Source organism: Streptomyces sp. WMMC500 (genome assembly GCF_027497195.1).
GTDB lineage: Bacteria > Actinomycetota > Actinomycetes > Streptomycetales > Streptomycetaceae > Streptomyces.
This window is the reverse complement of sequence record NZ_CP114905.1, coordinates 5,783,215-5,806,710: the sequence shown is the minus strand read 5'-3', so window position 1 is coordinate 5,806,710 and position 23,496 is coordinate 5,783,215. Positions and strand designations below refer to the sequence as shown.

General features: G+C 73.5%; 19 protein-coding genes and 1 pseudogene. 7 read left to right on the top strand and 13 right to left on the bottom strand.

The features are described 5' to 3' along the window. Window positions 1-78: 78 nt before the first annotated feature. Complete coding sequence (gene ppc / locus O7599_RS25045) at window positions 79-2,787, bottom strand: phosphoenolpyruvate carboxylase (RefSeq protein ID WP_281623505.1); 2,709 nt, start codon at window positions 2,785-2,787, stop codon at window positions 79-81. 423 nt (window positions 2,788-3,210) lie between these two features. Between ppc and O7599_RS25040 the strand changes: the two genes are divergently transcribed. Together O7599_RS25040 and O7599_RS25035 are read left to right on the top strand one after the other, a co-directional pair. Next, complete coding sequence (locus tag O7599_RS25040; RefSeq protein WP_281623504.1) at window positions 3,211-4,254, top strand: fatty acid desaturase; 1,044 nt, start codon at window positions 3,211-3,213, stop codon at window positions 4,252-4,254. 88 nt (window positions 4,255-4,342) lie between these two features. Next, window positions 4,343-4,945: a TetR/AcrR family transcriptional regulator gene (locus tag O7599_RS25035; protein WP_281623503.1), complete on the top strand. Its 603-nt coding sequence runs from the start codon at window positions 4,343-4,345 to the stop codon at window positions 4,943-4,945. 433 nt (window positions 4,946-5,378) lie between these two features. Here O7599_RS25035 and O7599_RS25030 read toward each other — a convergent pair whose 3' ends face one another. Next, the gene (locus tag O7599_RS25030) at window positions 5,379-5,738 is read right to left on the bottom strand and encodes a VOC family protein (protein ID WP_281617862.1); all 360 of its coding nucleotides are present in this window, start codon (window positions 5,736-5,738) and stop codon (window positions 5,379-5,381) included. Beyond that, entirely contained in the window at window positions 5,735-6,532 is a 798-nt protein-coding gene (locus O7599_RS25025; RefSeq protein ID WP_281617861.1) for a trans-aconitate 2-methyltransferase, read from the bottom strand. The genes O7599_RS25030 and O7599_RS25025 overlap by 4 nt, the downstream gene beginning before the upstream one ends. Window positions 6,533-6,603: 71 nt before the next feature. On the opposite strand from O7599_RS25025, the gene O7599_RS25020 reads away from it, so the two are divergent. Further along, window positions 6,604-7,098 carry a MarR family transcriptional regulator gene (locus tag O7599_RS25020; protein ID WP_281617860.1) on the top strand — a complete coding sequence of 165 codons (495 nt, stop codon included), beginning with the start codon at window positions 6,604-6,606 and terminating at the stop codon, window positions 7,096-7,098. A gap of 439 nt (window positions 7,099-7,537) precedes the next feature. On the opposite strand, the gene O7599_RS25015 is transcribed toward O7599_RS25020, so the two are convergent. Further along, on the bottom strand, window positions 7,538-8,326 hold the full coding sequence (locus tag O7599_RS25015; protein ID WP_281617859.1) for a response regulator transcription factor: 789 nt from the start codon (window positions 8,324-8,326) through the stop codon (window positions 7,538-7,540). Window positions 8,327-8,671: 345 nt separating this feature from the next. Here O7599_RS25015 and O7599_RS25010 point away from each other — a divergent pair, with 345 nt between their 5' ends. Next, window positions 8,672-9,367 carry a LuxR C-terminal-related transcriptional regulator gene (locus tag O7599_RS25010; protein WP_281617858.1) on the top strand — a complete coding sequence of 232 codons (696 nt, stop codon included), beginning with the start codon at window positions 8,672-8,674 and terminating at the stop codon, window positions 9,365-9,367. Window positions 9,368-9,439: 72 nt separating this feature from the next. Here the strand turns inward: O7599_RS25010 and O7599_RS25005 are convergent, their stop codons facing one another. Next, window positions 9,440-9,838 (bottom strand): hypothetical protein, encoded by a 399-nt coding sequence (locus O7599_RS25005; protein ID WP_281617857.1) that lies wholly within the window; start codon window positions 9,836-9,838, stop codon window positions 9,440-9,442. 9 nt (window positions 9,839-9,847) lie between these two features. Beyond that, window positions 9,848-11,518 carry a sodium:solute symporter family protein gene (locus O7599_RS25000; RefSeq protein WP_281617856.1) on the bottom strand — a complete coding sequence of 557 codons (1,671 nt, stop codon included), beginning with the start codon at window positions 11,516-11,518 and terminating at the stop codon, window positions 9,848-9,850. 264 nt (window positions 11,519-11,782) lie between these two features. Between O7599_RS25000 and galT the strand changes: the two genes are divergently transcribed. The 3 genes from galT to galK all read left to right on the top strand — a co-directional run bounded on the left by galT (window position 11,783) and on the right by galK (window position 15,399). Continuing rightward, the gene (gene galT, locus O7599_RS24995) at window positions 11,783-12,871 is read left to right on the top strand and encodes a galactose-1-phosphate uridylyltransferase (protein ID WP_281617855.1); all 1,089 of its coding nucleotides are present in this window, start codon (window positions 11,783-11,785) and stop codon (window positions 12,869-12,871) included. A gap of 192 nt (window positions 12,872-13,063) precedes the next feature. Next, window positions 13,064-14,113, top strand: a complete 1,050-nt coding sequence (galE, locus tag O7599_RS24990) for a UDP-glucose 4-epimerase GalE (protein ID WP_281617854.1) — start codon at window positions 13,064-13,066, stop codon at window positions 14,111-14,113. Then, on the top strand, window positions 14,110-15,399 hold the full coding sequence (galK, locus tag O7599_RS24985) for a galactokinase (protein WP_281617853.1): 1,290 nt from the start codon (window positions 14,110-14,112) through the stop codon (window positions 15,397-15,399). Before galE ends, galK begins: the two co-directional genes overlap by 4 nt. A gap of 77 nt (window positions 15,400-15,476) precedes the next feature. On the opposite strand, the gene O7599_RS24980 is transcribed toward galK, so the two are convergent. The 7 genes and pseudogenes from O7599_RS24980 to rsmI all read right to left on the bottom strand — a co-directional run bounded on the left by O7599_RS24980 (window position 15,477) and on the right by rsmI (window position 23,415). Beyond that, window positions 15,477-17,243: a PQQ-binding-like beta-propeller repeat protein gene (locus O7599_RS24980; protein ID WP_281617852.1), complete on the bottom strand. Its 1,767-nt coding sequence runs from the start codon at window positions 17,241-17,243 to the stop codon at window positions 15,477-15,479. 146 nt (window positions 17,244-17,389) lie between these two features. Then, window positions 17,390-19,237: an ABC-F family ATP-binding cassette domain-containing protein gene (locus O7599_RS24975; RefSeq protein ID WP_281617851.1), complete on the bottom strand. Its 1,848-nt coding sequence runs from the start codon at window positions 19,235-19,237 to the stop codon at window positions 17,390-17,392. 96 nt (window positions 19,238-19,333) lie between these two features. Further along, entirely contained in the window at window positions 19,334-20,290 is a 957-nt protein-coding gene (locus O7599_RS24970) for a 4-(cytidine 5'-diphospho)-2-C-methyl-D-erythritol kinase (protein ID WP_281617850.1), read from the bottom strand. Further along, a complete protein-coding gene (gene rsmA, locus O7599_RS24965) occupies window positions 20,287-21,180 on the bottom strand; it encodes a 16S rRNA (adenine(1518)-N(6)/adenine(1519)-N(6))-dimethyltransferase RsmA (protein WP_281617849.1) in 894 nt (297 codons plus the stop codon). Before rsmA ends, O7599_RS24970 begins: the two co-directional genes overlap by 4 nt. After that, a complete protein-coding gene (locus tag O7599_RS24960; protein ID WP_281617848.1) occupies window positions 21,177-22,103 on the bottom strand; it encodes a TatD family hydrolase in 927 nt (308 codons plus the stop codon). Before O7599_RS24960 ends, rsmA begins: the two co-directional genes overlap by 4 nt. A gap of 90 nt (window positions 22,104-22,193) precedes the next feature. Further along, window positions 22,194-22,430 (bottom strand): annotated as a pseudogene (locus O7599_RS24955) (hypothetical protein); the annotation flags it as partial. A gap of 121 nt (window positions 22,431-22,551) precedes the next feature. Then, complete coding sequence (gene rsmI, locus O7599_RS24950) at window positions 22,552-23,415, bottom strand: 16S rRNA (cytidine(1402)-2'-O)-methyltransferase (RefSeq protein ID WP_281617846.1); 864 nt, start codon at window positions 23,413-23,415, stop codon at window positions 22,552-22,554. Window positions 23,416-23,496: the final 81 nt, after the last annotated feature.

Here is a 23,496-nt window from a genome sequence, read left to right as displayed (position 1 = left end):
GCGGCACCGCCGCCACCCCGGTGACCACCGGCAGCCACGGCGCCACCGCACCGCCGGACCCGCCGCCCGGACCGGAGGTCACCCCGTGTTGCGGAGGCCCGCCGCCACCCCGTTGACCGTCAGCAGCAGCGCCCTGCTCAGCAGCGGGTCCGCCGCCTCGCCGCGTTCCGCGGCCTCGCGCTGCCGGCCGAGGAGCGTGACCTGGAGGTACGAGATGGGGTCCAGGTAGGCGTCGCGGATGCGGAAGGTCTGCTGGAGGACCGGGTTGGCCTCCAGCAGTTCCGTCTCGCCGGTGATGCGCAGCACTTCGCCGACCGTCAGTTCGTGTTCGGCTTCGATGACGGCGTAGATGTGCTTCAGCTCGTCGGGCACGAGGGTGTCGACGTAGTGCCGGGCGATCCGCAGGTCGGTCTTGGCGAGAGTCATCTCGACGTTGGCGAGGAAGTTGCGGAAGAAGTGCCAGTGTTCGTACGCCTCGTCCAGGACGGTGTCGAGCCCGGCCTCCCGCGCGGCGCGCAGCCCGGAGCCGACGCCGAACCAGCCGGGCACGATCTGCCGGGACTGGGTCCAGCCGAAGACCCACGGGATGGCCCGCAGCCCGTCGAGGCCCGCGCCGGTGTCGGGGCGGCGGGAGGGGCGGGAGCCGAGGTGGAGTTCGGCGAGTTGGTCGACGGGGGTGGAGGCGAAGAAGTAGGCGGGCAGGTCCGGGTCGTCGACCAGCCGGCGGTACGCGGCGTGGGCGGCGTCGGAGACGACGTCCATGGCGGCGTCCCACCGGGTGAGCGCCTCGACGGACTGCCGGGGTGCGGTGTGCAGGGCGGACGCCTGGAGGGTGGCGGCGACGGTCAGTTCGAGGTTCTCCCGGGCCAGGGACGGCACCAGGTACTTGTCGGAGATGACCTCGCCCTGCTCGGTGACCTTGATCTCGCCTTCGAGGGTGCCCCAGGGCTGGGCGAGGATCGCGTCGTGGGTGGGGCCGCCGCCGCGGCCGACGGTGCCGCCGCGGCCGTGGAAGAGGCGCAGCCGTACGCCGTGCCGGTGGGCGACGTCGCGCAGCCGCCGCTGGGCGCGGTGGATCTCCCACTGGGAGGTGGTGATGCCGCCGAACTTGGAGGAGTCGGAGTAGCCGAGCATGACCTCCTGGACGTCGCCGCGCAGGGAGACCAGGCGCCGGTAGGAGGGGTCGGAGAGCATCGCGTCGAGGAGGTCGTCGGCGATCTTCAGTTCGTCGGTGGTCTCCAGCAGCGGCACGATGCCGATCTTCGCCCAGCCGGCGTGCAGGTCGAGCAGCCCGGCCTCGCGGGCGAGGACGGCGGCGGCGAAGACGTCGTCGGCGCCCTGGCACATGGAGATGATGTACGACTCGATGACCTCGGGCCCGAAGGCGTCGATGGCCTTCCTGACGGTTTCGAAGACGCCGAGGGTCCTGGTGCCGGCGTCGTCGAGCGGCGCGGGGGTGGGTGCGAGGGGGCGGCGGGAGCGCAGTTCCCTGGCGAGGAGGCCGCGGCGGTAGTCGCGGGGCATGTCGAGGTAGCGCCAGGACTCCTCGCCGAGGCGGTCGAAGAGCTGGCCGAGGGCGTGGTGGTGGGCGTCGGCGTGTTCGCGTACGTCCATGGTGGCGAGCTGCAGGCCGAAGGCGGCGATGGTGCGGATGGTGCGTTCGAGGCGGCCGTCGGCGACGAGGGAGCCGCGGTGTGCGCGCAGGGAGTTCTGGACGAGGGTGAGCTCGTCGATGAGCTGCGCGGTGCCGAGGTAGTCGCGGCCGGGTACGTGGGCGCTGCCGTCGGCGAGGCGGCGGCGGGTGTTGAGGAGCTTCTGCCGGATGCAGGTGGCCTTGAGCCGGTAGGGCTCCTCGGCGTTGAGCCGCTTGTAGCGGGGGCTGATCTCGGGGAGATGCTCCAGGTCGTGCTGGACGGACTCCAGGAGTTCGTCGGTGGCGCCGCCGTTGCGGATGGAGTTGGACAGGGCCGAGCGCAGCTCGTCGACGTGGCCGATGGCCTCGGTGATGCCGTGTTCGTGCTGGAGGAGGAGGACGTCCCAGGTGACCTGGGGGGTGACGTTGGGGTTGCCGTCGCGGTCGCCGCCGATCCAGGTGCCGAAGGTCAGGGGGCGGGTGCCGGGGGGCAGGACGGCGGAGTGTTCGACGCCGACGCGTTCGAGTTCCGCGGCGAGGTCTTCGAGGACGTCGCCGACGGCGCCGCGGTTGAGCTCGTCGAGGTAGTAGATGGCGTTGCGGGCCTCGTCGGCGGGCTCGGGGCGGACGACGCGCAGTTCGTCGGTCTGCCAGATGAGGTCGATGGCCTCGGCGAGGCGGCGGTCGCAGCGGCGGCGGTCGGCGGCTGACGTGCCCTCGTCGGCTTCGAGGAGGCGGGCGACGTCGCGCAGCTTGGTGAGGACGGAGCGGCGGGCGGCCTCGGTGGGGTGGGCGGTGAAGACGGGGCGTACGCCGAGGCTGGCGATGGTCTCGCGCAGGTGTGCGGGGTCGGCGTCCTTGAGCATGTCGGCGGTACGGGCGAGGCTGCCGCCGTCGACGGCGCGGCGGGTGCGGAACTCGCGGCCGCGGTGCACCTGCTCGGTGACGTTGGCGAGGTGGAAGTAGGTGGAGAAGGCGCGCACGAGCCGGGCGGCGGTCTCCAGGTCGACGGTGCGCAGCAGTTCGGCGGCGGCGTCGCCGTCGGTGCGCGTGAGGGCGCGTACGCGCTCGACGAGGTCCAGCAGTTCCGACCCGTCCTGGCGGACGAGGGTCTCGCCGAGCAGGTCTCCGAGGCGTCGGATGTCGGCGCGCAGCTCGGCGTTGCCGGCGGCCGCGGCGCCCGGGTCGGGGCCTGCGGCTCCGGCGGGGCGGTGCGCGTGGGTGTCGGCACTGGTCACTGGTGCGGCTCCTTGGCGTGCGGCGCTGGTGTTTCCGCCCGTGCGCGGCGGCGCGCGGCGGGCAGGGGTGCGGACCGCGCTGTCCGACGTCCCCAGACTAGTAGGCCCTCCTGGTTGCCCGGGTGGGCGAAGCCCGCGGGGTTGCGGCATGGGAACCGGCGTCTGCGGGCACTCAAGAGATGTTCCTTCCACACGGGCGCTCATGTACGCCCGTGGGGACCGTGCCTCTTTCAGCCCGGAACTGAGGCATGCCATACTTACGCCAACGTAGGTTACGGGACCGTAGCCTCTGGCTCATATTCCCCAGTCCATGTTCCCCCCAGCCTCCGAGGGATGCCCATGCCGTCTACGTCCGATGTGATCGACGAGCAGCCCCGCTCGGCCACGGTCACCACCGATTCCGCGACGCTCGGTGGTGAGAACAAGAGATCGATCGAGCAGATCACGCTGCTCGCCTTCATCGTGCTGCCGTTCGTCGCCCTGGTCGCGGCGATCCCGCTGGCCTGGGGCTGGGGGGTGAGCTGGCTCGACCTCGGACTGATGACGTTCATGTACTTCCTCGGGCTGCACGGGGTGACGGTCGGGTTCCACCGGCACTTCACTCACGGCTCGTTCAAGGCGAAGAAGCCGCTGCGGGTGGCGCTGGCCATCGCCGGCTCGATGGCGGTGGAGGGCCCGGTGGTGCGCTGGGTCGCGGACCACCGCAGGCACCACAAGTTCTCGGACGCCGAGGGCGACCCGCACTCCCCGTGGCGGTTCGGCGAGTCGGTGCCGGCGCTGATGAAGGGCCTGTGGTGGGCGCACATCGGCTGGTTGTTCGACGAGGAGCAGACGCCGCAGAACAAGTACGCGCCCGATCTCATCAAGGACTCGGCGATCCGCCGGGTGTCGCGCCAGTTCGTGCTGTGGACGGCGGTCTCGCTGCTGTTCCCGCCGCTGGTCGGCGGCCTGGTCACCTGGTCGTGGCAGGGCGCGCTTTCGGCGTTCTTCTGGGCCTCGCTGGTACGGGTGGCGCTGCTGCACCACGTCACCTGGTCGATCAACTCGATCTGCCACGCGGTCGGCAAGCGCCCGTTCAAGTCCCGGGACCGCTCGGGGAACGTGTGGTGGCTGGCGGTCCTGTCCGGCGGCGAGTCGTGGCACAACCTGCACCACGCGGACCCGACCTGCGCCCGGCACGGGGTGATGAAGGGCCAGATCGACTCCAGCGCCCGGATCATCCGCTGGTTCGAGAAGCTGGGCTGGGCGTACGACGTGCGCTGGCCGACCCAGTCCCGTATCGACGCGAAGCGCAACAAGGACGGCGACGCCGGCAAGGGCGCGGGCAGGGACGGGTCCGCCGCGTCGGCCCGGCGTGAGGGGGCCGCCGCCGACGCGGCATGATGGAGCCGTGGCTACCGGCGGTAAGAGCAGCACGGGCAACAGCGGCGACGGCGGCGAGGGGAAGCCGCCGCGCCGCACCCGGCGGCGGATGACGGGCAAGGAGCGCCGCGAGCAGCTCGTCGACGTGGGACGCACGCTGTTCGCGGCGCGCGGCTTCGAGGCGACGTCGGTGGAGGAGATCGCCTCGAAGGCGGGCGTGTCCAAGCCGGTCGTGTACGAGCACTTCGGGGGCAAGGAAGGGCTGTACGCGGTCGTCGTCGACCGGGAGATGCGCCGGCTTCTCGACATGGTGGCGAGCGCGCTGACCGCGGGGCATCCGCGGGAGCTGCTGGAGCAGGCGGCGTTCGCCCTGCTGGACTACATCGACGAGTACACCGACGGGTTCCGCATCATGGTCCGGGACTCCCCGGTGGCGCAGTCGCACGGCTCGTTCGCCTCGCTGATCAGCGACATCGCCACCCAGGTGGAGGACATCCTGGGGCTGGAGTTCAAGTCCCGCGGCTTCGATCCGAAGCTGGCGCCGCTGTACGCGCAGGCGCTGGTGGGGATGGTGGCGCTGACGGGGCAGTGGTGGCTGGACGTGCGCAAGCCGAAGAAGGCGGAGGTCGCGGCGCATCTGGTGAACCTGGCCTGGCACGGCCTGGGTGACCTGGAGGCCAAGCCGCGGCTGATCGGCCACCGGCGCGCGTAGCCCGCGGGGCGCGGGGGCCGCGGGGCGCGGGGGCCGCGGGGCGCGGGGCCGGCGGGGCGCGGGGCCGGCGACGGCACCGGTGCACAGGGCCGGGCAGTGCGATGGGCCCGCGGCCTGCGGGGGCGGCGGTGCGGTGGGGGCGCGCAGGGCCGGCGGTACGCACAGCCAGCGGCGCGGGTAGTCCGTGGTGCGCATGGCCCGCGGGGCGCGAGGCCGGCGGTGCCGGTCCGGGCAGCCGGGACGCCGCTGGTACCAGGGGCCCCGGGCCCGAAGCCCTCGAATCCGGCCCGCGGGGGTCAGGGGGCGGAGCCCCGGGGGGCAGGGGGCGAAGCCCCCGGATCCGGCACCCCCCGGGGGTCGGGGGGCGAAGCCCTCGAATCCGGCACCCGGGGGGCAGGGGGCGGAGCCCCCGGATCCGGTTCCGGCGGAGCCGTCACGCGGCCTGGAACTCCAGCCGGTTGCCGAACGGGTCGGCGGTGTGGAAGCGCCGTACGCCCGGGATCTCGCCGTCGGACCAGGTCACGTCGTGGCCGCGGGCGGCGAGCCGGCGGGCCAGGGCGTCGAGGTCGGTGACGACGAGCGCGGGGTGCGCCTTGCGGGCGGGGCGGAAGTCCTGTTCGACGCCGAAGTGGAGCGTCACGGCGCCGGAGGTGAACCAGCAGCCGCCGCGGGCGGCGAGCACCGCGGGCTTGGGCACCTCGGTCATGCCGAGGACGTCGCCGTAGAAGATGCGCAGCACTTCCTCGCTGCCCGCGGGGACGGCGAGCTGGACGTGGTCGAGTCCGGTGATCATGGCGTGACTCCCAGGGCGAAGATGCGGCGGAACGGGAACGGGGTGCCGTGCGGGCCCGGCGGGTAGGCCGTGCGCAGCAGGGCGGCGTAGCGGGTGACGAAGGCGTCAGCCTCGTCGCCGAGGGCGTCGAGGACGGGGCGCAGCCCGGTGCCCTTGACCCAGTCCAGGACCGGGTCGGGGCCGTGCAGGAGGTGGGTGTACGTGGTCTCCCAGGCGTCGCCGGCGCAGCCGAGGTCGCAGAGCAGCTCCAGGTACGCGACGGGCTGCAGCACAGGCTGGTCGCGCAGGACGCCGTGCAGCCGGTCGCGCCAGCGGGGGTCGCGGGTGAGCTGCCGCATCAGGGCGTGGCTGGGGGCGTCGAAGTTGCCGGGGACCTGGAAGGCGAAGGTGCCGCCGGGGGCGAGGCCGGCGAGCCAGCGGGGGAAGTGCTCCCAGTGGTCGGGCACCCACTGCAGCACGGCGTTGCCGAGGATCAGGTCGTACGCGCCCGGCTCCGGCGTCCAGCCGGCGAGATCGGCGCGGGCGAAGTCGATCCGGCCGCCGCCGGGGGTGGGGCCGGCGTGGGCGGCGGCGGCGCGGAGCATGCTGGGCGCGTTGTCGTACCCCGTGACGTGGGCGGCGGGCCAGCGGGCGGCCAGCATGGCGGTGCCGTTGCCCGTGCCGCAGCCGATGTCGGCGATCCGCGCCGGGTGGCGGGGCAGCTCGCCGACGCGGGCGAGGAGGTCGGCGAGGGGGCGGGTGCGGGGCCCCTCGTGGCGCAGGTACTGCTGCGGGTCCCAGGAGGGTGAGGTCATGCGTCCAGCGTTCCGCCGATGTATCTCGATGTCAAGAGACTTCATGTCGACAGACCGACTACACTGATCGCATGCGGGACGAGGTGGACCGGCTGGTCGCGGCGTGGCGCAGGGAGCGCCCCGACCTCGACGTGGAGCCGCTGGAGGTGCTGAGCCGGGTGAGCCGGCTGGCCCGCCACCTGGACCGCGCGCGGCGGCTGGCGTTCGCGGAACACGGCCTGGAGGGCTGGGAGTTCGACGTGCTGACCGCGCTGCGCCGGGCCGGCGAGCCGTACCAGCTCTCGCCCGGCCAGCTCCTCACCCAGACCCTGGTCACCTCCGGGACGATGACCAACCGCATCGACCGGCTGGCGAAGAAGGACCTCGTGGAGCGGCTCCCGGACCCCAGCGACCGGCGCGGGGTACTCGTCCGGCTCACCGCCGAGGGCCGCGAACGCGCGGACGCGGCGCTGGCGGCGCTGCTGGCGCAGGAGCGGGCGATCCTCGCGGAGCTGCCGGCGGAGCGGCGCAGGGAGCTGGCGGGGCTGCTGCGGCAACTGACGGCACCGTTCGACAACGTGCCGTAGCCCTGCGGGCGGCGCGGCGGGATCGGGGGGCGGCGGACGGGCACGGAAACGGACCGGATCCGGCGTGCGCCCGCACGGCAAAAGATTGCACGCGCCGAACCGGAACCGGCGCGGGCGCGCCCCGGGGGCGCATTCGCTCCCCCGCGCGCCGCGGCGTACGCGCCGCGAGCGCGGCACGGTGCGCCCTGCGGGCGGCGCGGTGCCGGGAGCCCGGAAGCGGACCGGATACGACGTGCGCCCGAACGGCAAGGTCATCGCACGCGCCGCCGCCCGCCGGGTCCACCCCGAACCACCCGGCCCGCGCGCTTCGAACCCGGAGCGGCGCGGGCGCGCCCGGGGGCGCATTCGCTCCCCCGTACGCCGCGGCGTACGCGCCGCGAGCGCGGCACCGGCCCGGGCCTCCGGGCTGCCCCGCCCCCGCGGGTGATCGGTGCCGGCGCTAGCCGCTGACGCGGGCCGGTTCGCCCAGGTCCACCGGGCCCACGCCCGCGCGGCGGGCCAGTGCGACCGCGGCCAGCGTCGAGTGCACCCCGAGCTTGCCCAGCACGTTCTGCATGTGCGTACGGACCGTGTGCGGCGACAGGTACAGCCGCTCGGCGACCGCCTTGCGGCCCAGGCCCGCGACCATGCAGCGCAGCACCTCGTGCTCCCGCGGGGTCAGCGACTCGACGAGCTGCTCGCTTTCCGTGCGGTGCTCCCGGGCCGCCGTCAGCTCCCGCAGCACCCCTGTGAGCAGCGCGGGCGGCAGGTGCGTCTCGCCGCGCAGCACGCCCCGGATCACCGCCAGCAGCCGGGACAGCGAGCTGTCCTTGGCGACCCAGCCGAACGCCCCGGCCTGCAGCGCCGCCGCCGCCCGCGCCGGGTCGTCGCGGGCCGCGAGGACCACCGTGCGCGTCTGCGGGTGGGCCGAGCGGACGCGCGCGGTGAGCGATATGCCGCCCAGCGCGCCGGCCCCCGACCCGGCCCCCGCGCCGTTCCCCGCGACCGCCTGCGCGGGCACCGGGGCGCCCGCGGTCGCGTCGCGGTCGAGGTCGGCGTCGACGAGGAAGACGTCGAACCGGCGGCCCTCCGCCGCGGCCCGCTCCAGCGAGCGCAGCGCGGCCTGACCGCTGCCGGCCGGCAGCACGTCGACATCCGGCTCTGCTGCCAGCGCCGCGGCCAGCGACTCGGCGAACACGCGGTGGGCATCGGCCACCAGGACCCGGATCCGAACCACGGACACCCCCATGTCGCGGACAACCAGAACTCGCGGAATGCGGAATACGGCGCGCGGAGAGCGGAGCGCCCGCCTGAGCAGCGGCCGCCGCCGCGTCCCATAGCTACCCCGCCCCGTGCCCCGTACCCACGGTCTCGCCCCCTGAACGGCACCGGCCCCCACCGGTGCTGCCCCACAGAGTAAGGCTCGGGACCGACAAGGGAAGCCCAACGGCCGACTTTCCGTGGCGAGTTCGCCACGCGGAGTAGAAACCGGCCGGATACAGCCCCGTCGGGGGCCGATTCCCGAGTTCCGGCGGGCCCGGGAGCGGTAAGGCTGTACGTTGCCGGGGCAGTAGACCCCCGGGGGGAGGGCGAGATGGCCGTTCGGCTGATCGTGGTCGACGAGCACCGCCTGCTCGCCGAGGCTCTCGCGTCCGCGCTCAAGCTGCGCGGACACCGGGTGCTGGCCGCGGCCGCGCCCACGGCGGGCGCCGCGGAGCTGGTGGTGAGCAGAGGACCTGAGGTGTGCCTGCTGGGCACGGCCACCCCGGCCGCACCCGGGGCGTTCGACCCCGTGCTGCGGATCAAGCGGGAGCGTCCGCAGATTGCGGTGGTGGTGCTCGGCCCGGTGCCGAACCCGCGGGGCATAGCGGCGGCGTTCGCCGCGGGCGCCTCCGGTTACGTACGGCACGACGAGCGCATCGAGGGCGTGGAGCGCGCGCTGGTCAAGGCACGGGCCGGGGAGGCGGCGGTGGCTCCTCAGTTGTTGCAGAGCGCGTTCACGGAGCTGCTGAACCCGACGGCGGAGCCGGACGACGAGGGCGCCCGGCTGCTTCAGTTGCTGACTCCGCGGGAGGTCGAGGTCCTGGTGCGGGTGGCGGAGGGCGAGGACACGCGGCTGATCGCGCAGGGGATGCGCATAGCGGCGAGCACGGCCCGTACGCACGTGCAGCGGGTGCTGATGAAGCTCGGGGTGGGTTCACGGCTTGAAGCGGCGGCGCTGGCGGCGCGCACGGGCCTGCTGGACCGCGCCGCGGCCCGCCCGGCGGCGGACGGCGACGCGGGGGCGTAGCGGCTTCCGGACGGCCGGGGGCGCGGCGTCTTTCGGACATTCGGGTACGGGCGGTCTGCCGGGGCGTACGGGTCAGTGGTCGTCGGGACGGCCCTGACCCTGGCCATGCCCCCCGCCCTGTCCCTGGCCGGTGTCCATCGCCTCCGCCAGCTCCTCCGCCGACGGCGGCCGTACCGGGCGCAGGAGCTGCCAGACCACGAAGAACAGCCCGAGCGCCAGCATCCCCAGCCCCGTCCACAGGTTGATGCGCACGTCCTCCGCCTTCGCGATCTCCGCGTCGGAGTCGAAGGCGCCGACGATCACGAGGATGAGCCCGTACGCGAGGAACAGGCCGCCGATCAGCCGCCGTACGTCGAACAGCCTGCTGGCCGTCGCGGACTTGCGCTCCAGCTCCTCGACCTGCTGCGCGAGTTCCTCGGTCTCCGCGGTGGGGCGGTCCGGCCCGTCCGGGCGCTCGTTGCTCTCGCTCATGGTGCGCTCCTAGAAGGAGAAGGGGATGTAGCACAGGGCGGCCAGGACGATCGCGCCCCAGCCCAGCAGCGCCGGTTTGCGGTACCAGGCGTCGTCTCCCTCGGCGGGGGGCTCGGACATGCCCGGGGAGCGGGTGCCGTAGACGAGGCCCGCGAGCTGCTCGGGTGCCTTGGGCCGGGTGAAGGGCGTGACGACCAGCATCGCGACGGCGCCGGCGACGAAGCCGACGATCGCGGAGACGAAGTTCGCGCCCTGGTCGCTGGGGATGCTGATGACGTCCTGCTTGTAGATCCAGAAGTAGTTGAGCATCGCGGCGACCGTGCCGACGAGCAGCCCCCAGAAGCCGGCCTTGACGGACGTGCGCTTCCAGAACATGCCGATGATGAAGACCACGAACATCGGCACGTTGAAGAAGGAGAACAGCGTCTGCAGGTAGGCCATGATGTTGCTGAAGCTGGCCGCGATGAACGCCGTGCCGACGCTGGCCGCCACCCCGACCACGGTGATGATCCGCCCGAAGCGCAGGTAGTACGCGTCGGACTGACCGCGTTTGACGTACGGCTCCCAGATGTCGGTGGTGAACACGGTGTTGAACGACGAGACATTGGCCGCCATGCCCGCCATGAACGCCGCCAGCAGGCCGGTGACGGCCACGCCCAGGACGCCGTTGGGCAGCAGTTGCTCCATGAGGTACGGGATCGAGTCGTTGTACGTCAGGTCCGAGCCGGACGTGCCGATCTCGGGCACCAGAGCGGCCGCGGCCAGTCCGGGGATCATCACCAGGAAGACGATGAAGATCTTCGGGTACGCGCCGATGAGCGGCGTGCGCTGGGCGGCGGAGAGGTTCTTGGCCGACAGCGCGCGCTGTACCTCGGCGAAGTTCGTCGTCCAGTAGCCGAAGCTGAGGACGAAGCCCAGACCGAGCACGATGGTCAGCCAGTTGGCGCCCAGCGGGTTGTCGCTGCCGATGCCGGTGCCGCCCCAGGCGGTCACGAAGTCGTCCCCGCGGGACTTTGTCAGGGTGTCGCTGAGGCCGTCCCAGCCGCCGACGCGCTTGAGGGCGAGGAGCGTCAGCGGCAGCAGCGCGGCGATGATGACGAAGAACTGCAGCACCTCGTTGTAGACCGCCGACGACAGCCCGCCGAGGGTGATGTACACGAGCACGACGGCGGCGGAGACGACGATGGCGACCCACTCCGGCCAGCCGAGCAGCGCCTCGACGACGATGGCCATGGCGTAGAGGTTGACGCCGGCGATGAGCACGGCGGCGAAGGAGAAGAGAATCGAGCTGAGCAGGTGCGCGCTGCGGTCGTAGCGGTGCAGCAGGAACTCCGGCACGGAGCGGACCTTCGAGCCGTAGTAGAAGGGCATCATCACCAGGCCGAGGAAGACCATGGCCGGAATGGCGCCGATCCAGTACCAGTGCGTGGTGTAGACGCCGTACTGGGCGCTGTTGGCGGCCATGCCGAGGATCTCGGTGGCGCCGAGGTTGGCGGAGATGAACGCCAGACCGGTGATCCAGGCGGGCATGGAGCGGCCGGAGAGGAAGAAGTCGAGGCTGGTCTTGACGCTTCGCCGGGCCAGGAAGCCGATGCCGAGCACGACGGCGAAGTACATCGCCATGATCACGTAGTCGAGGGCGTTGGTGTCGAGGCGCAGCTCTGCCGCTAGTGAGTGCATGATTCAGGTCCGCTTCCGTGCGTGATGCGTTCAGAAGACGAAGCCAGACGGTGGCGTTGGATTCCGAAAGCTTCTGTTGGGACTGTTTGGTTGTCTGTTGGATCCCGCACCCAGAATGTCTGATAAGGGATAAATTGGGGTAAGCGACTCTCCGGCGTTGACTCGCCTGTTGGCTTGTGGTTCATTGTGTTCGATTGTGTTGGGGACCGGACCGTGACGACCGGCGGGCAGGGCAGGCAGGCCAGGGCCGAGGAAGAGGCTCCAGTGAAGAAGACGCACACGCGGCTCGCGGACGGGCGCGAGCTGATCTACTTCGACGCGCGTGACGACGCCGTCCGAGACGCGCCCGACCGCCGCCCCCTGGAGCCGACGCGCACCGCCTCGCAGGCGCGCTTCGACCCGCTGCGCGGAGAGTGGGTCGTCATCGCCTCACACCGCCAGGGCCGTACGTACCGGCCGCCCGCCGACGCGTGCCCGCTGTGTCCCTCGCGCGACGGGCGGCTGACCGAGATCCCCTCCGACGACTACGAGGTGGCCGTCTTCGAGAACCGCTTCCCCTCGCTCACCGGCGGCCCCGGCCCGGTGACGGGCGAGCCCCCGTTCGTCAGCGCCCCGGGCGCGGGGCGCTGCGAGGTCGTCTGCTTCACCTCCGACCACGATGCCTCCTTCGCCGACCTCTCCGAGAGCCAGGCCGCGCTCGTGCTGGAGGCGTGGACCGACCGCTCCGTGGAGCTGGCCGAACTCCCCGGCGTCGAGCAGGTCTTCTGCTTCGAGAACCGCGGCGAGGAGATCGGGGTCACCCTCGGCCATCCGCACGGCCAGATCTACGCGTACCCCTATGTCACGCCGCGTACCGCGCAGATGATGCGCTGCGTCGACCTGCACCGGGCGAAGACGGGCGAGAACCTCTTCGACACCGTGGTCGGCGCCGAGACGGCGGCGGGGACGCGGGTGGTGCTGGCGGGGGAGCACTGGGTGGCCTTCGTGCCGTATGCGGCGCACTGGCCGTACGAGGTCCACCTCTACCCGCGGCGGCGCGTGCCCGACCTTCCGGCGCTGGGCGACGCGGCGCGCGAGGAGTTCCCGGGGATCTACCTCGAACTCCTGCGCAGATTCGACCGGATCTTCGGCCCCGACGAGCCCCCTACGCCGTACATCTCGGCGTGGCACCAGGCGCCGGTGCGGGCGGCGGGCCGCGATGACTACGCTCTGCACCTCGAACTGTTCACGATCCGGCGGAGCCCGGGCAAGCTGAAGTACCTCGCGGGCTCGGAGTCCGCGATGGACGCCTTTGTCACCGACGTGCCGCCGGAGGCAGCGGCGGAACGACTGCGAGAGGTAGCAAGCACGTGAGGTCTGCCGACGGCGACCGGACCCCCGGTGTCCGCGCGCGGTGCGTGGCCCCCGGCCGGGACACCGGCGGCGCACCGCCCGCCCTCCGTACGCCGCCCCGCCGCGGACCGCGGGACGCGGGCCCCGCGGGCGATCCCGCGGGGTCCGGGCCCACCATGGACATCTGGAACGACTGCGAGAGGCAGCGAGCACGTGAGTGAGAACGCAGGCGGGGGCGACGGGGGCGGGCGCGACGGGGGCGCGCGGAAGTATCTGGTGACCGGCGGAGCCGGGTACGTGGGGAGCGTCGTCGCGGCGCACCTGCTGGAGGCCGGGCACGCGGTGACGGTGGTCGACGACCTGTCGACCGGGTTCCGCGACGGTGTGCCGGAGGGCGCCGAGTTCGTGGAGGACCGGATCCAGCACGCCGCGAAGTGGCTGGACTCCTCGTACGACGGCGTGCTGCACTTCGCCGCCTCCTCCCAGGTCGGCGAGTCCGTCACGCACCCCGAGAAGTACTGGCGCAACAACGTCGGCGGCACGCTGGAGCTGCTCGCCGCGATGCGCGACGCGGGCGTGCGGCGGCTGGTGTTCTCCTCCACCGCCGCCACCTACGGCGAACCGGAGTCCGTGCCGATCACCGAGGACGCCGTCACCGCGCCGACCAACCCGTACGGGGCGTCCAAGCTCGCCGTCGACCAGATGATCGGCGCGGAGTGCCACGCCCACGGGCTGGCCGCCGCGTCGCTGCGCTACTTCAACGTCGCGGGCGCCTACCTGCCGGCGCACGGCGGCGGCCCGTACGGCGAGCGCCACGACCCCGAGTCGCACCTCATCCCGCTGGTCCTCCAGGTGGCCCTGGGGCGGCGCGAGGCGATCTCGGTCTTCGGCGACGACTACCCCACCGCGGACGGCACCTGCGTCCGCGACTACATCCACGTCGCGGACCTCGCCGAGGCGCACCTCCTCGCGCTCGACGCGGTACGCCCCGGCGAGCACCGCATCTGCAACCTCGGCAACGGGGCGGGGTTCTCCGTGCGCGAGGTCGTCGAGACGGTCCGGCAGGTGACGGGGCACCCCGTGCCCGAGGTGGTCGCGCCGCGGCGGGCGGGGGATCCCGCCGTGCTGGTGGCGTCGGCGGCGGCGGCGAAGGAGCAGTTGGGCTGGCGGCCGTCGCGTACGGAGCTGGCGGGGATCGTGTCGGACGCCTGGGACTTCGCGCGGCGGATCGCGGGCGGGACGGAAGGCGGAGGGGACAGATGACGGCTGGGGAGACGGCGGGGACGCGCGGCGCGACGGGCCCGGAAGCGGACGGCCCGGGTAGGGACAGCAGCGGCGCGGACGGCACCGGGGCGGACGGCAGCGGCGCGGACGGCAGCCGCGCCGAGGCGACCGCCGCGGCCTTCGCGGAGTTGTACGGTCAGCGGCCCGACGGGGTGTGGGCCGCGCCGGGCCGGGTCAACCTCATCGGCGAACACACCGACTACAACGACGGCTTCGTCATGCCGCTCGCCCTCCCCCACACCACCCTCGCCGCCGCACGCCGCCGCGACGACGGCGTGCTCCGGCTGCACACGGCCGACGGCGAGTCCCGCCTGGTGGAGCTGGGCGTCGACGGCATCGACCCCCTGACGGTGGGCGGCGACCGCGGCGGCTGGGCCGCCTACCCCGCGGGCGTGGTGTGGGCGCTGCGCCGCACCGTCGAGGCGTTCGCGGACTTCGGCGGCGCCGACATCCACTACGAGAGCACGGTCCCGACGGGCGCCGGCCTGTCGTCGTCGGCCGCGCTGGAGGTCTCCACGGCGCTGGCGCTCAACGACCTGTACGGCCTCGGCCTCGACCCCGTACGCCTGGCGCAGGTCTGCCGGCACGCCGAGAACGACTTCGTCGGCGTACCCAGCGGGATCATGGACCAGATGGCGTCCGCCTGCTGCACCGCGGGGCACGTGCTCTACCTCGACACCCGCGACCTCACGCAGCGCGCCGTCCCCTTCGACCTCGCCGCCGAGGGGCTCACGCTCCTCGTGGTCGACACGCAGGTCAAACACGCCCTGGGCGACGGCGAGTACGCCAGGCGGCGCGCCGGCTGCGAGGCGGCGGCGCGGGCGCTGGACGTACCGGCGCTGCGCGACGTGCCGCACGCGGACCTGGACGCCGCGCTGGCCCGGCTGACGGACCCGGCGCTGCGCCCGCTGGTGCGGCACGTCGTCACCGAGGACCGGCGCGTCGAGGAGTGCATCACGCTGCTCGACGCCGGGCGCACCCGCGACATCGGGCCCGTGCTGCTCGCCGGACACGCCTCGCTGCGCGACGACTTCCGCGTCTCCGCCCGCGAACTCGACGTGGTCGTCGAGTCGTCGGTCGCCGCGGGCGCGCTCGGCGCGCGCATGACCGGCGGCGGCTTCGGCGGCTCGGCGATCGTGCTGGTCGAGACGGACGCGGCCGACACGGTGGGCAAGGCCGTCGAGTCGGCCTTCGCCGCGGCGGACTTCCGCCCGCCGCGGGTCTTCGCCGCCGTCCCCGGCCCGGGCGCCCACCGCCTGACCTGAGGCCGGACAGGACAGGGCCGGACCTTCCGGATCGGGCCGGGCCTCGCGTCTGCGCGCGCCCGGCCCTCAGGCCGCCGTCACTGGTCCTTGCTGCCGAAGGCGAGGGCGAAGTACTCCAGGTCGTCGCGGTCGCTGATGAGGTCCTGGGCCAGGTAGAACCGGCCGTGCGCGAATATGTACGGCACCCGGTCGCTGTAGGTCAGCGTCGACTCGGCCTCCGCCGTGTCGTTCGGCAGCTCCAGCCAGACCTCCTCCTTCGCGGACTTCGGGTCTATCGCGAGGATTTCGCCCCCGGCGTCGTACGTCCCCCTGCGGTACGCGATGACCTTGCCGTTCTCCATCCGCAGCGGGACCATCGTCCGCTTCTCGCCGGCGTCGTACTTCTTCGTGGGCTTGCCGGTGTCGAGGTCGAAGGCGACGATCTCGTTCGTGTCGCCGTAGTCGCTCTTGCCCTGGTGCTCGCGCGACGGCAGGTACATCGTGTCGCCGTCCACCGCCACCGTCGAGCACGACTCGGCGCCGCCGGAGTAGTCGCAGCCCGGCTTGTAGCGCGGGCCCTCCGTCTCCGTACCCAGCGATATCTTCGAGCGCAACTCGCCCTCGTCGAGGGCGAAGATGTCGGTCTCGGTGGTCTTGCCCGCGCCGATCGTGATCACCGGCGGCTCGACGGAGAGCACCTGCACGCTCTGCACGCCGTCCGGCACGTCGTACGACCAGTAGATGCCGCCCGTGGCCGGGTCGACCTTCTGGACCTTCATGTCCTCGTCGATCGAGCCGCAGAAGACCAGGCCGAGCAGGTTCGTCCCGTCGCTGGCGTAGTCGTGGTCCTTGCACTCGGTCGTCGGCTTGGTCTGCCAGGCCGGGTCGCCGCCGGAGAGGGGGAAGGCCGCGGAGCCGGAGAGGCCGGAGGCGATCACCCGGTCACCGGCGATGGTCACGTGCTCGAACCGCACGTTCTCGTCGGCGCTCGCGACGTGCTGCTGCCACAGCTCCTCGCCGCTGTCGACGTCGAAGAACACCACCTCGGTACACGGCGCGTACGAGTCGTCGGGGTCGGAGACCTTGCCGTCCTGCACCAGCATGGCGGCCTTGCCGTCGGCGGTGACCGCCCGCGAGGCGCCGCAGACCAGGCCGTCGGTGGGCAGCTCCCAGACCTCCTTGCCGGTCTTGGTGTCGTAGCCCTTCACGGCGTTCAGCTCGGCCTTGGCGTAGATCTTCTCGGTCGCCCACTGGCCCGAGGCCGGCCACGTCGCACCCTCGGCGACCTGCGGGTACGGGACGCCGAACAGCAACTCGCCGTCGGCGCTGGCGGGTTTGCTCTCGCTGACGGACTTCTTGGGACCGCCGCCACCGCCCCCGCCGCCGGCCTGCGCGCCGTCGTCGTCGCTGGTGAGGAACCAGCCCGTACCACCGGCGACCACCAGGATCGCCACCACCGCCGCGATCACCGTCCAGACCGGGACGACCTTCTGCGCCGCGGGCTGGGCGGGCAGGCCCGGGACCTGGGCCTGGGGATAGCCGCCGGAGTGCGGCGGGGCCTGCTGCGCGAAGCTGTACTGGGGCTGCTCCTGCGGCGGTTGTGCGGGCTGGCCGTACGGCTGCGCGGCCGGGGTCTGCGGCGGCTGCGAGGGCTGGGCATGGGGCTGCGCCGGCGGATAGCCGTACTGGGGCGGCTGCGCGGGCTGCTGCCCGGGCGGCGGCTCCTGCGGCGCGCCGAAGCCGCCGCCGGGCGCGGGCGGCGGCGGGGTCTGCGGATATCCGTAACCGGGCTGCTGCGGGTCCTCGGCCGGCGGCGGCCCGAAGCCGCCGGACGGCGGCCCGCCCGGCGGCGGTGGCTGCGACATGTCCCTGTCCCCCCGGATGGATGTGCGTACGAGCTGCGGTCGCGTGGCTCATTTCTACCACTCGCACGTGACAGCCGCCGCGGCCTGTGGATAACCCGGCGACCGGCCGTGCGCCCCCCTGGCCGCTCGCCCGCCCGCGCGCGGGCTCAGCCCGCCTCCGCCGCCTCCGCCAGCTCCAGCCAGCGCTGCTCCAACTCCTCGCGCTCGGCCGCCAGCTCGCGCAGTTGCCCGTCCAGCTCCGCGACCCGCGCGAAGTCCGTCGCCTGTGCGGCGATCGCGGCGTGCAGCTCGGCCTCCCTGCCGCCGATCCGGTCCAACTGCCGCTCGATGCGCTGCAGTTCCTTCTTCGCCGCGCGCGCGTCCGCCGCGGACATCGGCCGGTCCCCGGCGGGCGCCGGCTGCGCGGACGGCGGCGGCTGCGCCGGCCGGTCCTGCTGCGCCTCGCGCACCCGGGCCCGGCGGGTCAGGTACTCCTCGATGCCGCCCGGCAGCATCCGCAGCGTCCCGTCGCCCAGCAGCGCGTGCACGGTGTCCGTCGTGCGCTCGATGAAGTACCGGTCGTGGCTGATGACCACCAGCGTCCCCGGCCAGCCGTCCAGCAGGTCCTCGAGCTGGGTGAGGGTCTCGATGTCGAGGTCGTTGGTCGGCTCGTCGAGGAACAGCACGTTCGGCTCGTCCATCAGCAGCCGCAGCAGTTGCAGCCGCCGCCGCTCGCCGCCGGACAGGTCGCCCACCGGCGTCCACTGCTTCTCGCGCCCGAAGCCGAACTGCTCGCAGAGCTGCGAGGCGGTCATCTCCCGCCCCTTGCCGAGGTCCACGCGCTGCCGCACCCGCTCGACCGACTCGAGCAGGCGCCACCCCGGGTCCAGCTCCGTGACCTCCTGCGACAGGTACGCGAGCCGCACCGTCCGGCCGGCGACGATGTGCCCGGCGGCCGGCTGCCGCTCGCCGCCGGAGCGGGCCGCGTCGGCGAGCGTACGCAGCAGGGAGGTCTTGCCCGCGCCGTTGACGCCGAGCAGCCCGACGCGGTCGCCGGGGCCGAGCTGCCAGGTCAGCCCCTTGAGCAGCACCCTGCCTTCGGGGCCGCCCCCGGCCCGTACGGTGACGTCCTCCAGGTCGAAGACCGTCTTGCCGAGGCGGGAGTTCGCGAACTTCGTCAGCTCCGCGGAGTCGCGGGGCGGCGGCACGTCGGCGATGAGCGCGTTGGCGGCCTCGATGCGGAAGCGGGGCTTGCTGGTACGGGCCGGGGCGCCGCGGCGCAGCCAGGCCAGCTCCTTGCGCACGAGGTTCTGCCGCTTGGCCTCCTCGGTGGCGGCGATGCGGGCGCGCTCGGCGCGGGCGAAGACGTAGTCGGAGTAGCCGCCGTCGTACTCGTGGACGGCACCGCGCTGGACGTCCCACATGCGGGTGCAGACCTGGTCGAGGAACCAGCGGTCGTGGGTGACGACGACGAGCGCCGCGCGGCGGGTGCGCAGGTGCTCGGCGAGCCAGGCGATGCCCTCGACGTCGAGGTGGTTGGTCGGCTCGTCCAGGACGACGAGGTCGGGGGTGCCGATGAGCAGCTTGGCCAGCGCGATGCGGCGGCGTTCGCCGCCGGAGAGCGGGCCGATGACGGTGTCGAGGCCGTGGTCGAACCCGGGCAGGTCGAGGCCGCCGAAGAGGCCGGTGAGCACGTCGCGGACGCGGGCGTCGCCGGCCCACTCGTGGTCGGCCATGTCGCCGACGACCTCGTGCCGGACGGTGGCGGCGGAGTCGAGGGTGTCGCCCTGGGTCAGGACGCCGAGGCGCAGGCCGCCGGTGTGGGTGACGCGGCCGGCGTCGGGGTCCTCGAGCTTGGCGAGGAGGCGGACGAGGGTGGTCTTGCCGTCGCCGTTGCGGCCGACGACGCCGATGCGGTCGCCTTCGGCGACGCCGAGGGAGATGCCGTCGAGGAGGGCGCGGGTGCCGTAGACCTTGTCGACGGCTTCCAGGTTGACCAGGTTGGCGGCGGCCATGGCGGTGCGGTGCTCCTCGGGGGGGTCGGGAAGGGGCCCTCGGCGGGCGGCCTCCCAGGGTAGTTCGCGCGACGGCGCGCGCGGGCGCAGCCTCCGTCAGCCGACCACCGTCGCGCCCGGCGCCGGGGCCTCGGCCACCCGGGCTCCCCGGCACGTGCCCGACGTCTCCAGGGCCGCGGCGATCTCCGTGGCCGCGCCCTCGTCCGCCGCGAGGAACGCGCACGTCGGGCCCGAGCCCGAGACCAGGGCCGCCAGAGCGCCGGCCGCGGTGCCCGCCGCGAGGGTGTCGGCCAGGGACGGGCGCAGGGAGAGGGCCGCGGGCTGGAGGTCGTTGCCGCCGCCGAGGGCCGTCAGGGCCGCGGCCAGGTCCGCCGGGTCGCCGGAGCCCAGCGCGTCCAGCACCGCGGGGGACGGGTCCGGCTCCGGTACGGAGCGGCCCGCCGCCAGGCGGTCGAACTCCCCGTAGACCTCCGGCGTCGACAGGCCGCCGTCGGCCACCGCGAAGACCCAGTACAGCGGGCCCTTCGCCGCCAGCGGCGTCAGCCGCTCGCCGCGCCCGCGCCCCAGCGCCGCCCCGCCGACCAGGCTGAACGGCACGTCGCTGCCCAGTTCCGCGCAGATCCGCAGCAGCTCGTCGGTGCCGGTGGCGGTGCCCCACAGCGCGTCGCAGGCCAGCAGGGCGCCCGCGCCGTCCGCGCTGCCGCCGGCCATGCCGCCGGCGACGGGGATGTCCTTCGCGAGGTGCAGGTGGACGTCCGGCTTCCGCCCGTGCCGTGCGGCGAGCAGCCGCGCCGCGCGGGCGGCGAGGTTCGAGGTGTCCGTGGGCACGGCGGCGGCGTCCGGGCCGGAGACCGTGACGCGCAGGTCGTCGGCCTCGGTGGCGGTGACGTGGTCGTAGAGTCCGACGGCGAGGAAGACGTTCGCGAGGTCGTGGAAGCCGTCGGGGCGCGGCGGGCCGACGGCGAGCTGCACGTTGACCTTCGCGGGTACGCGGACGGTGACGCTCCGCGCGGCCGGGGAGCCCTCCGCGGGCGCGGTCGATCCGGGGGTCACGGCGTGCTGCTCCTCGTGGTGGCGGTCCGGTGCCGGGACTCCGCGATCCGCGCGAAGTCCTCGATGGTCAGCGACTCGCCGCGAGCCTGCGGCGAGACGCCCGCGGCGCGCAGCGCGGCCTCGGCGGCGGGCGCCGAGCCGGCCCAGCCGGTGAGCGCCGCGCGCAGGGTCTTGCGGCGCTGGGCGAAGGCGGCGTCGACGGCCGCGAAGACCTCGGTCCGGGTGGCGGTGGTCGCGGGCGGCTCGCGGCGGGTGAGGGAGACGAGCCCGGAGTCGACGTTCGGCGCGGGCCAGAAGACGGTGCGACCGATGGCGCCGGCCCGCCTGACGTCGGCGTACCAGGCGGCCTTCAGCGACGGCACGCCGTAGACCTTCGAGCCGGGGGCGGCGGCGAGCCGGTCGGCGACCTCGGCCTGCACCATGACGAGGGTGCGTGCGATGCCGGGGAAGGTGGCCAGCATGTGCAGCAGGACTGGCACGGCCACGTTGTACGGGAGGTTGGCCACCAGCGCGGTCGGCGGCGGGCCCGGCAGGTCGGCGATCCGCAGCGCGTCTGCGTGCACGAGCGCGAAGTGCTCCGCGCGCCGCGGCAGCCGGGCCCGTACGGTCGCGGGGAGGGCGGCGGCGAGCACGTCGTCGACCTCGACGGCGGTGACGTGGGCGGCCGCCTGGAGCAGGGCGAGGGTGAGCGAGCCGAGGCCGGGGCCGATCTCGACCACGACGTCGTCCGGCCGCACGCCGGCGGCGCGCACGATGCGGCGGACGGTGTTGGGGTCGATGACGAAGTTCTGGCCGCGCTGCTTGGTGGGGCGTACGCCGAGGGCCGCCGCCAGCTCGCGGACGTCCGCGGGGCCGAGCAGCGGGTCCGGCTCGCCGGTGGGGGCGCTCACCGCTCCAGGTTATGCCCTCCGTCGCGGCGTCCTTCCGGCGAGGCGAGGGGGGCGGCCGGGGCTGCCGGGGCCAGGGGGCCTGCCGGGTCGTAGCCGAAAGCGCGCGCGGTGTTCGCCGCGACGGCCGCGGCCAGTTCGTCGGGGTCCGTGCCGCGCGTCTCGGCCATCGCCCGCAGCGTGACCGGAATCAGATACGGCGCGTTGGGGCGGCCCCGGTACGGCATCGGCGTCAGGAAGGGTGCGTCCGTCTCGACGAGCAGCAGGTCCGCGGGCGCCACGGCCACCGCCTCGCGCAACCGCCCCGCGTTCTTGAAGGTCACGTTCCCCGCGAAGGACATGAAGTAGCCGTTTTGCGCGCAGATTTCGGCCATCGCCGCGTCGCCGGAATAGCAGTGGAATACCACGCGCTCCGGCGCCCCTTCTTCCTCAAGAATGCGCAGCACGTCCTCGTGCGCTTCCCGGTCGTGAATGACGAGGGCTTTTTGCCGGCGTTTTGCCATCTCGATATGGCGGCGGAAGGAGTGCTGCTGCGCGGCGACGCCCTCGGGGCCCGTCCGGTAATAGTCGAGGCCGGTTTCGCCGACGCCGAGAACCTGCGGCAGCGCGGCGAGCGCGTCGATCCCGTCGAGGGCGTCGTCCAGGCCGGCCCCGAGCCGCGGGGCCTCGTTGGGGTGCAGGGCGACCGTCGCCCACACGGCGTCGTGCGCCGCGGCGGTCTCCGCGGACCAGCGGGAGCGCTCCAGGTCACAGCCCACCTGGATGAGCGTGGTGACGCCCACCCGGGCGGCCGCGGCCACCGCCTCGGCGACCGTGCCGTCCTGCATGTCGAGGTGCGTGTGCGAGTCCGCCGCGGGGTGGCCGAGCGGCTCGGGCGGCGGCGGCGCGGACGTCGCGCCCGCGCCGCCGGAGGTGTGCTGACCCATGCCGGGGACTCTACTGGCCCGGTACGACAACGCCGTGCGGGGCGGGTGGAATCCCCCGCGGGGTCAGTCGCGGCGGGACCGCTGCCGCACCGACTCGACGGACCGGACCTGGCCGGCACGCATGATCCGTACGACGTGCTCGCCGCAGTTCAGGCACGTGGGCCGGGTGAGCGGCGAGGGCACCCGCTCCCCGCCGGTGTGGTACGTGACGAAGGGACGGCCCTTCGCGTCGACGTGGTGGTGTATCTCGTAGGTCTGTTCCCAGCCGTGCCCGCACATCATGCAGGCGAAGGCATACGACTCTGTCACTGGCTCGGGCTCGGACATCGGCAGCTCCTCTTGTCCATGTGAGGGACAAGTCACCGGAACGCATCCCCTATTCCAGTGGACACCCATCGGGCACCGGCCGCAGCCGTCAATACCATCAATTGAAGGAGTTTTGATTCGACTACACAGAGTTGTTTGCCGAGTTTTTCGCGGCCACCACCGCATCGAACACCTCGCGCTTGGGTACCCCCGCGTCCCGGGCGACCGCCGCGATGGCCTCCTTGCGCGCCTCTCCCGCCTCCTCACGGACGGTGACCCGGCGGGCCAGCTCCGTGGCGTCCGGCCGCTCGCGGTCCGCCTCGGCGGCGCCCTCCACCACCACCGTGACCTCGCCGCGCACGCCGTCGGCCGCCCAGTCCGCCAGTTCCTTCAGCGGGCCGCGCCTGACCTCCTCGTACGTCTTGGTCAGCTCCCGGCACACGGCGGCCCTGCGGTCCTCGCCGAAGACGCCGGCCATCGCCACCAGGCTGCCGGCGAGCCGGTGCGGGGCCTCGAAGTACACCAGGGTGCGCCGCTCGGCCGCGGCCTCGCGCAGCCGCGCCAGCCGCTCCCCCGGCTTGCGCGGCAGGAAGCCCTCGAAGCAGAACCGGTCCACCGGCAGCGCCGAGACCGCGAGCGCCGCCAGCACCGCGGACGGGCCGGGCGCGGCGGTGACGGTGATGCCGCGCCGTACGGCGGCGGCGACGAGGCGGTAGCCGGGGTCGGAGACGGAGGGCATGCCGGCGTCGGTGACCAGCAGCACGCGCGCGCCGCCGGCCAGTTCCTCGACGAGGTCGGGGGTACGGGCGCTCTCGTTGCCCTCGAAGTACGACACGACGCGGGCCGTCGGTTGCACCCCGAGCGCCTGCGTCAGCCGGCGCAGCCGGCGGGTGTCCTCGGCGGCGATGACGTCCGCGGCGGCCAGCTCGGCCGCCAGCCGCGGCGGGGCGTCGGCGGGGTCGCCGATGGGCGTGCCCGCCAGTACGAGGAGTCCTGTCACCGTCATCTCACCTGCATCTTCACCATGTTGCGTCAAGGCCACGGGTGCCTTCGGCGACCTTTCATACTGCCACGCCGGCCGCCACGG